Origin of the sequence: Paragemmobacter kunshanensis (assembly GCF_011059185.1) — a bacterium.
In the GTDB taxonomy this organism is placed as follows: Bacteria; Pseudomonadota; Alphaproteobacteria; order Rhodobacterales; family Rhodobacteraceae; genus Paragemmobacter; species Paragemmobacter kunshanensis.
The window spans coordinates 37,924-50,544 of sequence record NZ_JAALFE010000002.1 but is presented as its reverse complement, the minus strand read 5'-3'; the positions used below and the strand labels follow the sequence as shown (position 1 = coordinate 50,544).

The following is a 12,621-nucleotide window of genomic DNA, read 5'->3' as shown; positions in this document are numbered from 1 at the left end:
CCCCGCCCCCCCCTTGGCGCCCATGTTCTCCGGCGGGGCGTGAGAGGGTGAAGGGGTTTTGGGTATTTGGGCCGAGACGAAGGGGCGGTCAGAAGGTCCAGCGGGTGAGGATGTCGGGGCCGCAGGGGATGGTTTCGGCGAGGATCGGGCGGGGGGCATCTGCCAGGGCGTGAAGGCCGAGGGGGCCGAGGACCGGGGTGCCTTCGGCGCCGATCAGGCAGCCCGCCTGGAAGAGGGCGAGGTCATCGACAAGGCGGGCGCGGATGAGGGCGGCGGCGAATTGGCCGCCGGCCTCGATCAGGATGCGGGTGAGGCCTTCGGCGGCGAGAAGGCGGAAGGTTTCGGTGAGGTTCAGGTGCGCACCGTCCGTCGGGCAGGCGATCAGCCTTGCGCCGGTGGCGGCCCATGCGGCGCGGGCGGGTTCGGGGGCGGCGGGGCCGTGGAGGACCCAGACGGGGTGATCCTTGGCGCTGCGGGCGAGGCGGCTGTGGGGCGGGGTCTTGAGGGCGCTGTCGGCCAGCAGGCGCAGGGGTTGGTGGGTAGCACCCATATCGCGGGCGGTGAGATCGGGGTCATCGGCCAGCGCCGTGGCGGAGGAGGTCAGCACCGCGTCATGGGTCATGCGCATCAGGTGGACGCGGCGGCGCGCCTGTGGCCCGGTGATCCAGCGGCTTTCGCCGGTGGCGGTGGCGATGCGCCCGTCCAGCGTGGCGGCGAGTTTCAGGGTGACGACGGGCAGGCCTTGGGTGATGCGCTTGAGGAAGCCTGCCTGAAGCGCGCGGGCGCGGGGTTCGAGCAGGCCTTCGGTCACCGCGATCCCGGCCGCGCGCAGGATCGCGTGGCCGCGGCCTGCCACGCGGGGGTCGGGGTCGGTTTGGGCGGTGACGACGCGGGCGATGCCCGCGGCGACAAGGGCCTCGGCGCAGGGTGGCGTCTTGCCGTGATGCGCGCAGGGTTCCAGCGTCACATAGGCCGTGGCCCCGCGCGCCGCGGCGCCCGCCTGATCCAGTGCCATGCGTTCGGCATGGGGGCGGCCGCCCGGCTGTGTCCAGCCGCGGCCGATGATGCGGCCCTCCTTGACCAGAACGCAGCCGACCGCCGGATTGGGCCATGTGCGCCCAAGCCCCCGCGCCGCCAGCGCGAGGGCATGGGACATATGGGCGTCGTCGGTCACTCGTCCGGGGTTGCGCCGGGGCGCAGTTCGCTGACGAATTTGTCGAAATCGTCGGCGGCCTGGAAGTTCTTGTAGACCGACGCAAAGCGCACATAGGCGACCGTGTCGATCCGGGCGAGGCTCTCCATCACGATCTCGCCGATCACCTTGGAGGAGATGTCGGTCTCGCCAAGGGATTCCAGCCGCCGCACGATGCCCGAGATCATCTGGTCGATGCGTTCGGGGTCGATGGGGCGCTTCTGCATGGCGATGCGGATGGAGCGTTCCAGCTTTGCCCTGTCGAAATCCTCGCGCTTGCCGGAGGATTTGATGACGACGAGATCGCGCAGCTGCACGCGTTCATAGGTGGTGAAACGCCCCCCGCAGGCCGGGCAGAAGCGCCGGCGGCGGATGGAGACGTGATCCTCGGCCGGGCGCGAGTCCTTCACCTGGGTGTCGATATTGCCGCAGAATGGGCAGCGCATGGCCCCCTCCTTGCTTGTTATGGTTTATGCCTGCCTCATGCCGGGGTGTTTCCCCCGGTTCGGCCCAAACTATAGGGGCGGGGGCGAGGTTTCGGCTAGGGGGAAGTTGATGGCCCCATATGCAGGGGGCGCGATGTGTGGCGGCGGGGACTCAGGGGGGGCAAACGTAAGGCGGGGTTCACCCCGCCATGCCGTTCAATAGTGATACCGGCACTGGAGGATGACCAGCGTCTCACCCTCCACCCGGTAGACCAGCCGATGTTCACGGTCGATGCGGCGCGACCAGAAGCCGGAATAGTCGCCACGCAAGGGCTCAGGCTTGCCAGTCCCCTCAAACGGATGCCGCTGGCATTCGCGGATCAGGCGGTTGAGTTTCGCCAGCATGGCGCGGTCACGCTCCTGCCAGTGGACGTATTGCTCGAACGCGTCGGGGAGGAAGAGGACCTTCACTCTTTCTCGAATGCCTCAAGCTCTTCCATCGTCTTGACGATGCCCGGAACGCTGGCCTTGAAGTCCGCAATCGCCCGGTCGAGCGCCGCCTTGTTGGCGGGCGAGGCGGTCAGGTAGGTGGTTTCGTCCATGCTGGACCAGTCTTCCAGACTGACCATGACCACGGGCTTCCCGCCGGCACGGGTGACGATGACGGGTTCATGGTCATCATTCACGCGGTCCATGACGGCAGAGAGATTGGCGCGGAGTTCGGTGGAGGTGAGGGTTTTCATGGGAAGAATGTACGTGATGGCGTACGTTTTTGCAAGAGAAGGGCATCAGCCTGGACGGGAAACCCTATGGCGCGGCGCAACTGCCCTTTTGCCAGCTGAAACTGGTCAGATCGTAACACCAGCCGCGCATGGCCATCGCATCTTCGAGGACGAAGGCCGGGGTGGTGACCGTGCCGGAGGCGCATTCCAGCCTTGCGACGATCTCTTCTCCCTTCAGCACAATGACACCGCCTGATGGGTTTATGTCATCCGGGTTTCGATCGACGGACGCCCAGACCTCGTAAAGATATCCCGCGTTCGGAAAGCCGACCGAGGACCAGATCGACCCGCCCACACCGGGCCAAGGGGTGACGGTTCCGGCAGAGATGGGAACGGAGAGTTCCAACTCCCACGACCCCGGTTGGCCAAGGCGGTAGGTGAAATCCTCCGCGCCGATACAGGCCTCGATGCGGCGGCCATCCGTGGTGGGGCAGTCGAGATAGGTTTCGCCGATGCAGGCGGCATGGCTGGCCATGGGGAAGAGGGCGATCAGGACGGGCAGAAGATGCATGGAGCGACCTGTGAAACCGACGTCATGCGTGCAGACCTTCCGCGGTCTTCCCTTGAGGGACAGGGCGCCCGGTGGGGCGCCTTGTGTTTTCGCGGCGGTGGCGGGGTGAACCCCGCCCTACTGGTCGAGGAAGCTGCGCAGCTTCCGGCTTCTGGACGGATGTTTCAGCTTCCTGAGCGCCTTCGCCTCGATCTGGCGGATGCGTTCGCGGGTCACGCTGAACTGCTGGCCCACTTCCTCCAGCGTGTGGTCGGTGTTCATCCCGATGCCGAAGCGCATGCGCAGGACGCGTTCCTCGCGCGGGGTGAGGGAGGCGAGGACGCGCGTCGTGGTTTCCTTCAGGTTTTCCTGAATGGCGCTGTCCAAGGGCAGGATCGCGTTCTTGTCTTCGATGAAATCGCCAAGCTGGCTGTCTTCCTCATCCCCGATGGGGGTTTCCAGGGAAATCGGCTCCTTGGCGATCTTCATCACCTTGCGGACCTTTTCCAAGGGCATCTGGAGCTTTTCGGCCAGCTCCTCGGGCGTGGGTTCGCGGCCGATCTCGTGCAGCATCTGGCGGCCGGTGCGCACCAGCTTGTTGATCGTTTCGATCATGTGGACCGGGATGCGGATCGTGCGCGCCTGATCGGCGATGGAGCGGGTGATGGCCTGACGGATCCACCAAGTTGCGTAGGTGGAGAATTTGTAGCCGCGGCGGTATTCGAATTTGTCCACGGCCTTCATCAGGCCGATATTGCCTTCCTGAATGAGGTCAAGGAATTGCAGCCCGCGGTTGGTGTATTTCTTGGCGATGGAGATCACGAGGCGGAGGTTCGCCTCGACCATTTCCTTCTTGGCCTGACGCGCCTCTTTCTCGCCCTTCTGCACCTGGTTCACGATGCGGCGGAATTCGGAGATGTCGACGCCGATATACTGGCCCACCTGCGCCATCTCGGCGCGCAGGTCTTCCACCTTGTCGCGGGATTTCTCCAACAGCGCCTGCCAGCCGCGCCCGGCCTTGTTGGCCATGCGGTCCAGCCATGTGGGATCAAGCTCGTATCCCTGATATTCGTCGATGAATTCGCGGCGGTTGATGCGGGCGGCATCGGCCAGCTTCACCATGTTGGAATTGATCGCCATGATCTTGCGGTTGATGCCGTAAAGCTGATCAATCAGCGCCTCGATCCGGTTGTTGTGCAGATGCAGCGCGTTGACCAGCGTGACGATTTCCGAGCGCAGCTTCTGATAGGCGGCCTCGTCCGAGGCCGAATAGCTGGCGGTTTCCGACAGGGTGGCCGACATGCGCAGATCCTGCATTTCGGCCAGCCGCGCGTAATCGCGGGCGATGATTTCCAGCGTTTCCAGGACCTTGGGCTTCAGCGCGGCTTCCATCGCGGCCAGCGACATGTTGGAAGCCTCGTCATCCTCATCCTCTTCCTCGGCGCGCATGATGGGATTGCCATCGGCATCGAGTTCGGGTTCGGACGAGGCCGCGCGGCGCGGGGCGGCGCTGGCGGTGACATCGACATCCTCGAGCGCGGGGCCTTCCATATCGTCATCGCCATCAAGCGAGCGGCCGAAGGTGGCCTCGAGGTCGATCACGTCGCGCAGGAGGATGTCTTCGTTCAGAAGTTCGTCGCGCCAGATGGTGATGGCCTGAAAGGTGAGCGGGCTTTCGCAAAGCCCGGCGATCATCGTGTTGCGGCCCGCCTCGATCCGCTTGGCGATGGCAATCTCGCCCTCGCGCGACAGAAGTTCGACCGAGCCCATCTCGCGCAGATACATGCGGACCGGATCATCGGTGCGGTCCAGCGTTTCGGTCGTGGCCCCCACGACGGCCACTTCGCGCGAGGTGGAGGTTTCCACCAGTTCGCCCGCAACCTCGCCTTCCTCGGCCTCGTCATCCTCGATGACGTTGATGCCCATTTCCGACAGCATCGACATGACGTCTTCGATCTGTTCGGACGAGACCTGTTCCGGCGGAAGCACAGTGTTGAGCTGTTCGTAGGTGATGTAGCCACGCTCCCGCGCGTCGGCGATCATCTTCTTCACGGCGGCCTGGCTCATGTCGAGCGAGACATCGGCCTCCTGCTCTTCGGGCTTCGCGTCGTCAGTGTCTTTGAGTGCCATGTGGTCTCCTCGGGCGCGGGGCGGATGCGAATCGACTCGCCTGAGGACGAATCAATAACGCGAATCACGCTGGGTAAAAGGGTGCGGACGGTGATTCTTTCGCTTTCCGCCCCTGTCTTGCGGATTAATGGCGCCGTGACGGGCGGTCGAAGCGGATGCTGTCGAACACCTTGCGGGCCTCTTCGAGTTCCTCCTTGTCGAGCGCGACCCCGTTAGCAGAGATCACGGATTCGCCTGTCTTGTCCTGCGGGCCGCGATGCGCCTCGGCCCGGGCCTCATTGGCCTTGGCGATGCGCCATGTCAGGCCCTCGTCGACCACCCCTTCGATATCCAGCGCGGCCTCTTCGATTTCCCGACGCCGGCCGCGTTCGGCCTGCAGGATGAAGAAATCCTGTGCCAGAGCGAATTCCGCCTTCTCCCGATCCGAGATGTTCAGGATGGCGGGGGCATTGCGGACATGGGGATGGGACAGCAGGAGATCAAGCGCCGCGGGCGCGGCTGCGGCGATTTCGGCGCGGGGATCGGACGCATCGGCATGGGAGAGGAGGAGGTTGCGCAGAAGCGCGTGATCCTCGCCCGTGCAGTCGAGCGTTTCCAGCGCGGATTCGAACTGCCGGATCAGGCCGGGATGGATGACCAGCGTGGCAAGGATGACCGCCTCGCGCAGGCGTTCCTCGACCGGGGCGGTGGCGGAGCCAAGCAGCGAGGCGCGCGTGCTGGGCATGGGCGCGATGGGCTGGAGGGGCGCGAAGCGCCCCCCTGCCCTGCCCTGCCCGCGCGGCACATAGGGGCGGAAGGGCTGGGCGTTCTGGCCGAAAAGCTCCAGCCGCAGGCGCTTGATATCCTCGCCGTAATGGGCGCGGATCGAAGGATCGGCGATCTTCTTCAGCGCGGCGCGCAGCACCTTGTCGAGGGCCGCCTTGCGTTCGGGGCTGTCGAAGACCTTTCCCTCTGTCTCGCGCCGCCAGAGCAGGTTGACCATGGGCTGGGCCGCATCCAGCACCTTCTGCATGGCGGGGGCCCCCTGCGCCTTGATCAGATCGTCGGGGTCCATCCCCTGCGGCAGGATGGCGAAGCGCAGGCCCTTTCCGGCCTCCAGCAGCGGCAGGGCAAGGTCGATCACCCGAAGTGCTGCGCGGAAGCCCGCGGTATCGCCATCCAGCGCGATGATGGGTTCGTCATGGATACGCCAGAGAAGGCGCAGCTGATCTTCGGTCACCGCCGTGCCAAGGGGGGCCACCGTGGCGCGGAACCCGGCCTCGGAGAGCGCGATCACATCCATATAGCCTTCGGCCACGATCAGCGGCAGGCCCTTTCCCGCCGCCTCGCGCGCGGGGGCCTGGTTATAGAGGTTGCGGCCCTTGTCGAAGAGATCCGTCTCGGGCCCGTTGAGGTATTTGGCCCGGGCATTCGGATCCATCGCCCGCCCGCCAAGGCTGATGGCGCGGCCGCGCGCATCGCGGATGGGAAAGATGATGCGGCCACGGAAGCGGTCATAGGGCGCGCCGCCGTCATCGGGGCGCGCGCAGAGGCCCGCATCGACGATCAGGTCGGGCGCGATGCCCTTTTGCGTAAGGGCCTGGAACAGGCCCTGCCTCTGGTCGGGCGCAAAGCCGATATCCCAGCGGTCCTGCGCAGGCGGCGGCAGGCGGCGCTTTTCCAGATAGGCGCGCGCCTCGGCGGCGGCGGTGGTCTTCAATTGCAGGCGGAACCATTTCACCGCCTCTTCCATCACCTGCGAAAGCTGGGTCCGGCGGTCGGCCTTTTCGGCGGCCCTGGGATCGCGGGCGGGCATCTGCATGCCGGCCTCGCGCGCGAGGATCTCGACCGCTTCCATGAAGGAGACATTGTCATTCTCCTTGATGAAGGTGACGGCATCGCCCTTCGCATGGCAGCCGAAGCAGTAGTAGAAGCCCTTCCTGTCATCGACATGGAAGGAGGCGGATTTTTCCTGATGGAAAGGGCAAGGCGCCCACCAGTCGCCCTTGGCCATGTTGGACTTGCGCATGTCCCATGTGACCTTGCGCCCCACGACCTGGCTGAGGGACACACGGGTGCGGAGTTCGTCGAGGAATCCGGGCGGCAGGGACATGGTCCCTATATCGGGCGGGCGGGGGCGGCTGTCCAGTGATCATGCGGACGGCGCGTGCCGCGCCGAAGCCTTTTCTCCCCACCCCCGGCTGCGCCGGGTGCGGGGCCCGTTCAGGGGGCGTTCCGCCCCCTCTTGTCGCGTGCCGCGCCAATTCACCCCCTGAGGATTTTTTTGCCAAGATGAAAGGGCGGGTCTTCATCTTGGCCCAAATACCCATCTTGCGACGTCACATGCAGGCGCGACGTCAGGAAAGCTTGGCGCGTGCCTCAAGAACCGCCAGCGCCTCGGTCAGTTCGGCCCAGGCGGTGCGGGCCATGGAGCGGAAGACCATCACCTCGAAGGCCTGATCGTCCGTGCGGGTCAGGATGGCCTGCATGTGGTTGAGCGGCGCGCGGGCGGTGCGGCCCACGGGGAAGGCCGCCAGCCGAAGATCCAGCGGGACGGGGCGCATCAGCGCCGCCTCGGCCAGGGGGCCGGAGAGGCCGAGGATGGCCCAGCCATCGGTCTGGTCGGTGAGGGAAGCGTGATCGGCAAGGGCAGCGGGGGTCTCGGCCCCGATCAGGAAGGCCATGTCGCGCCCGGCCCAGAGCAGGCGGGCCGTGCCGCTGGCCGATTGGCCGTTCGGCGCGGGAAAAGACAGGCCCAGCGGCGCGAGGGCTGCATCGACCTGTGCCGCGCGGCCCGGATAGGGCGCGATGGAGGTGATGGGCGCGGCCGCGCACTCGGCCAGGCGGGTGCCGGCCCGGACCAGCGGGGCATGGCCCGCGAGGGCGGATTTGGCGATGAGGTCAGGCACGGAGCTTCACTCCTTCCTTGTCGTGGAAGACGGGATCGGTGACTTCGGCCAGGATGTCGATCTTGCGCAGGTGATCGACGACGCGGATCGTCTCGCCATGGCGGGCGCGGCCGTTCCTGAGGAAGGCCAGCGCCAGATGGGCATCAAGCGTCGGGCTGTAGCAGACCGAGGTGACATAGCCCTGATCGGTTTCGCGATGCACACGGTCGCCCGGGGTGAAGAGATGCGCCCCTGCCCCCATCGGGGACGTGGCCTTCAGCCCGACCAGCTGATCCCGTTCCGGCCCCGTCATGCCGGGGCGGGCGGCGGCGGCCTTGCCGATGCAGTCCTTCTTCGCGCTGACCATCCTTTCCATGCCGATGTCGAAGGCGGTGGTCCGGCCGTGGATCTCGGCATGGGTGATGAAGCCCTTTTCGATGCGGAGGACGTTCAGCGCCTCCATCCCGTAGGGGCCGCCGCCGAGGATCTCGGCCCGTGCCACAAGATCGCGGAACAGCGCCTCGCCAAAGCGGGTGGGGATGGCGATTTCATATCCGTGTTCGCCCGAGAAGGAGATGCGGAAGAGCCGCGCCCGCACCTTGCCGAGGGTGACATCGGCAACCCCCATGAAGGGCAGATCGGGCATCTCGCCCAGCAGCGTGGCGAGAAGATCGCGCGCCTTGGGACCGGCGACCGCGAATTGCGCCCAGGATTCGGTGACGGAGGTGAAGCGGACGTCCCAGCCCGCGCAGAAGGCCTGATGCACGAAGTCGAGATGCCGCATGACAAGGCCCGCCGCGGCGGTGGTGGTGGTCATCAGGAAGTGATGTTCCCCCAGCCGCGCGCTGGTGCCGTCATCCAGCACATGGCCATCCTCGCGCAGCATCAGCCCGTAACGCACGCGCCCCACGGGCAGGGTGGAGAAGGTGTTCGTATAGACCAGGTCGAGGAAGCGCGCGGCGTCCCTGCCCTGAATGTCTATCTTGCCCAGGGTGGAGACATCGGCCACGCCGACGCTGTCGCGCAGCATGCGGGTTTCGCGGTTGCAGGCTTCAAGCCATGTCGTCTCGCCGGGTTTGGGGAAATAGCTGGGGCGATACCAGAGCCCGGCCTCGATCATCGGGGCGCCGCGGTCGCGGCTGGCCTGATCGGAGGTCAGGAAGCGCTGCGGCGCAAAGCCCGCGCCGCGCCCGCCCGCGCCCATCGCAGCGATGGAGGTGGGGACGTATGGCGGGCGGAAGGTGGTGGTGCCGGTCTGGGGGATGCCGCGCCCGGTGGCATCGGCCAGCACGGCCAGCGCGCCCACGTTGGAGTTCTTGCCCTGATCGGGGGCCATGCCCTGCGTCGTGTAACGCTTCATGTGTTCGACCGAGCGGAAATTCTCTTGCGCGGAGAGCTTCACATCCTTGGTCGTCACGTCATTGGCGAAGTCGAGCCATTGCCGACCCTCCACCCCCGGGGTTTCCCAGTAGGCGGCAAGGGCATAAGGCGCGTCCTCGGCCTGCGGCAGGGCCAGATCGGGCGCGCTGCGGCCCAGCGCGGCCAGAGCGCGGCGCGCGGCATCCTGGCCTTCGCGGAAGGCACCGGCGGTGGAAAAGGTGCCGTTGCAGGCCCCGGCAGGGGTCAGGCGGGGCACGGCATCCGGGGCGGGGACGAAGGCCGCGATATCCTCGCGCCAGAGGGGGCGGCCGTTCATGTGGCAGGTCAGATGCAGCGTCGGGTTCCAGCCGCCCGACATGGCAAGCGTGTCCACCTCCAGCGTCGCGCTGCCGCCCGCGTGGCGGAAGGTGATCGAGGTCAGGCCCAGACGGCCCGCCGTGCCGGTGATCTGGGCGTTCACATAGACGGGGCAATCCTCCACCACGCTGGCATCAGGCCGGGTGTCGAGGATCGCGGCCACCTTGACCCCGGCTGCCATCAGGTCGCGCGCGGTGGCGCGGGCGGCGTCGTTGTTGGCGATCAGCGCGATGCGGTGGCCCGGCACCACGCCATAACGGTGCAGATAGCTGCGCACGGCCGAGGCGAGCATGATGCCCGGGCGATCATTGTCGGGGAAGGCCAGCGGGCGTTCCAGCGCGCCCGCGGCCAGCACCGACTGCCCGGCCACGATCCGCCAGAAACATTCGCGCGGCAGATGCGGGGCGGGGCCGCAGTGCAGGCCCACGCGTTCCAGAGCGCCAAAGGTGCCGTCATCATAGGCGCCGGTCACGGTGGTGCGGGTCATCAGGCGGACATTGGGCAAGGCGCGCAGTTCGGCCAGCGTGCCCTCGACCCAGTCCACCCCCGGCTGGCCATCGACGCGCAGGTTGTCCGAGACCAGCCGCCCGCCCATCCGCGCCTCTTCCTCGGCCAGGATCACATCGGCCCCGGCCCGCGCCGCCGTCAGCGCGGCCATCAGACCCGCAGGCCCCGATCCGATCACCAGCACATCGCAGAAGGCCCAGGCCTTTTCATACTGCGCCTCGTCATGCTGGCGCGACAGGCTGCCCAGGCCCGCGGCGCGGCGGATCAGCGGTTCGTAAAGCTTTTCCCAGAAGGGGCGCGGCCACATGAAGGTCTTGTAATAAAACCCTGCCGACAGGAAGGGCGACAGGCGGTCATTGATCCCCAGGAGGTCGAATTTCAGCGAGGGGAAGCGGTTCTGGCTGCGCGCGGCCAGCCCGTCGAAAACCTCTTGCACCGTGGCGCGGACATTCGGGGTCTGCTGGTTGCCCTCGAGGATCTCGACCATCGCGTTCGGCTCTTCCGACCCGGCGGTCAGGATGCCGCGCGGGCGGTGATACTTGAAGCTGCGCCCGACAAGGCGGACATCATTGGCCAGCAGCGCCGAGGCGAGCGTATCGCCCCGGAACCCCTGATAGGTGCTGCCATCGAAGGTGAAGGTGACGGGCTGGCCGCGGTCGATCAGCCCCTTTCCGGCCAGCCTCATGCGGCACCGCCTTTCCTGTCGGCCACCGCCTCGACGGCGAGGATCTCATGCGTGACGGTGTTCCGCGTGACCAGAAGCCAGCTTGAACAGCCCATGTCGTGATACCACAGGTCGCGCGTCACCCCGGCGGGGTTGTCGCGGTTGTGCAGGTAATCGTCCCATGCCTGCGGCGGGGCGTCGGGCGCGGGGCGGTTCAGGTAGTCCTCGGCCCCGTAATAGGTGAATTCGCGGCGGTCACGCGCGCCGCAGAGCGGGCAGGTCAGGCGCATCGGCGGGTCTTTCCTTCAGGGCGTTGGTCCCGGCTGCAGGCCTGGCAAAGGGGCGCTGCCCCTCGGCCTTCGGCCTCACCCCGGGGTATTTTCACCAAGATGAAGGATGCGGTCTTCATCTTGGCCCAAATACCCTCGCCGAAGGCGGCGACGGTGGGGGCCGGGTGCGAGGCGGGAATGGAGAACATGGTCAATGCAGGTTGTGCTGCGACCCGGTGCCTTCCTCGTCGAGGATATGGCCGGTCGCGAAACGGTTCAGGGTGAAGCGGGCGGCGACGGGGTGGGACTCGCCTGTCGCCATCAGATGCGCCATGCAGAAGCCCGAGGCGGGCACGGCCTTGAAACCCCCGTAATTCCAGCCGCAATCGACGAAGAGGCCGTCGATATGGGTCTTGTCGATGATGGGCGATCCGTCGGGCGACATGTCCATGATGCCCCCCCAGGACCGCAGCACCTTGGCCCGCCCGATCATCGGCATCAACGTCATGCCCGCTTCCATCACATGCTCCACCATCGGCAGGTTGCCGCGCGAGGCATAGCTTGCGTAGAAATCCAGATCGCCGCCAAAGACCAGACCGCCCTTGTCGGACTGGCTGATGTAGAAATGCCCCATGCCGAAGCTGACGACATGGTCGATCACTGGCTTCAGCCCCTCGGTCACGAAGGCCTGAAGGATGTGGCTTTCGATGGGCAGCCGCATCCCGGCCATCGCGGCGACCTGTGACGACCGCCCGGCGACGACCATCCCCACCTTCTTCGCCTTGATCGCGCCGCGTGTCGTCTGAACGCCCGTCACGCGGCCGCCTTCGATGTCGATCCCCGTCACTTCGCAATTCTGGATCAGGTCCACGCCGCGCCGGTCCGCCCCGCGCGCATAGCCCCATGCCACCGCATCATGCCGCGCCGTGCCGCCGCGCGGGTGGTAGAGGCCGCCATAGATCGGGAACCGCGTCTGTTCGAAATCGAGATAGGGCAGCATCTCGCGCACGCCCTCGCGGTCCAGCAGGATCGCGTCATCGCCCTGGTTGATCATCGAATTGCCGCGCCGGACGAAGGCATCGCGCTGGCCGTCGGAATGGAAGAGGTTGATGAGGCCGCGCTGCGAATGCATCACGTTGTAGTTGAGGTCGAGTTCCAACCCCTCCCACAGCTTCATCGAGTGGGAGTAGAATTCCGAATTTCCCGGCAGGAAGTAGTTGGCGCGCACGATGGTCGTGTTGCGCCCGATATTGCCCGAGCCGAGATAGCCCTTCTCCAGCACGGCGATGTTGGTCATGCCGTGGTTCTTGGCAAGGTAATAGGCAGTCGAAAGCCCATGCCCGCCGCCGCCGATGATGATCGCGTCATATTCGGCCTTGGGGGCAGGGTCGCGCCAGGCCGGTTTCCAGCCCTTGTTCCCGAAAAGCCCTTCGGTGATGACCCTTAGCCCAGAATAGCGCATCCCATCCGTCCCGTTGGCAGCAGCCTGCCCAGCAAAGCGTTGCGGGGCGGAGGATGCAACCCCCGCCCCGCAAAGCCATTGCCGCCCGCGACAGGA

Annotated in this window: 11 protein-coding genes; all 11 read right to left on the bottom strand. The window is 66.3% G+C overall.

From position 1 onward, the window contains the following. Window positions 1–88 precede the first annotated feature (88 nt). Complete coding sequence (gene ribD / locus G5V65_RS02600) at window positions 89–1,174, bottom strand: bifunctional diaminohydroxyphosphoribosylaminopyrimidine deaminase/5-amino-6-(5-phosphoribosylamino)uracil reductase RibD (protein ID WP_343162810.1); 1,086 nt, start codon at window positions 1,172–1,174, stop codon at window positions 89–91. Then, window positions 1,171–1,638, bottom strand: coding sequence for a transcriptional regulator NrdR (gene nrdR / locus G5V65_RS02595; protein WP_165046878.1), 468 nt, complete (start codon window positions 1,636–1,638; stop codon window positions 1,171–1,173). Before nrdR ends, ribD begins: the two co-directional genes overlap by 4 nt. Window positions 1,639–1,833: 195 nt before the next feature. Beyond that, window positions 1,834–2,088, bottom strand: a complete 255-nt coding sequence (locus G5V65_RS02590; RefSeq protein ID WP_165046877.1) for a Txe/YoeB family addiction module toxin — start codon at window positions 2,086–2,088, stop codon at window positions 1,834–1,836. Continuing rightward, the gene (locus G5V65_RS02585; RefSeq protein WP_165046876.1) at window positions 2,085–2,360 is read right to left on the bottom strand and encodes a type II toxin-antitoxin system Phd/YefM family antitoxin; all 276 of its coding nucleotides are present in this window, start codon (window positions 2,358–2,360) and stop codon (window positions 2,085–2,087) included. Before G5V65_RS02585 ends, G5V65_RS02590 begins: the two co-directional genes overlap by 4 nt. A 64-nt stretch (window positions 2,361–2,424) precedes the next feature. Next, entirely contained in the window at window positions 2,425–2,910 is a 486-nt protein-coding gene (locus G5V65_RS02580) for a hypothetical protein (RefSeq protein WP_165046875.1), read from the bottom strand. A 117-nt stretch (window positions 2,911–3,027) separates the two neighbouring features. After that, window positions 3,028–5,019, bottom strand: coding sequence for an RNA polymerase sigma factor RpoD (gene rpoD / locus G5V65_RS02575; RefSeq protein ID WP_165046874.1), 1,992 nt, complete (start codon window positions 5,017–5,019; stop codon window positions 3,028–3,030). 124 nt (window positions 5,020–5,143) lie between these two features. Further along, window positions 5,144–7,111: a DNA primase gene (gene dnaG, locus G5V65_RS02570; RefSeq protein ID WP_165046873.1), complete on the bottom strand. Its 1,968-nt coding sequence runs from the start codon at window positions 7,109–7,111 to the stop codon at window positions 5,144–5,146. A 244-nt stretch (window positions 7,112–7,355) separates the two neighbouring features. Next, entirely contained in the window at window positions 7,356–7,907 is a 552-nt protein-coding gene (locus tag G5V65_RS22250) for a sarcosine oxidase subunit gamma family protein (protein WP_165046872.1), read from the bottom strand. Further along, window positions 7,900–10,815 (bottom strand): sarcosine oxidase subunit alpha family protein, encoded by a 2,916-nt coding sequence (locus G5V65_RS02560; RefSeq protein ID WP_165046871.1) that lies wholly within the window; start codon window positions 10,813–10,815, stop codon window positions 7,900–7,902. The genes G5V65_RS22250 and G5V65_RS02560 overlap by 8 nt, the downstream gene beginning before the upstream one ends. Beyond that, window positions 10,812–11,084: a sarcosine oxidase subunit delta gene (locus G5V65_RS02555; RefSeq protein WP_165046870.1), complete on the bottom strand. Its 273-nt coding sequence runs from the start codon at window positions 11,082–11,084 to the stop codon at window positions 10,812–10,814. Before G5V65_RS02555 ends, G5V65_RS02560 begins: the two co-directional genes overlap by 4 nt. A gap of 190 nt (window positions 11,085–11,274) precedes the next feature. Next, the gene (locus G5V65_RS02550; protein ID WP_165046869.1) at window positions 11,275–12,525 is read right to left on the bottom strand and encodes a sarcosine oxidase subunit beta family protein; all 1,251 of its coding nucleotides are present in this window, start codon (window positions 12,523–12,525) and stop codon (window positions 11,275–11,277) included. Window positions 12,526–12,621: the final 96 nt, after the last annotated feature.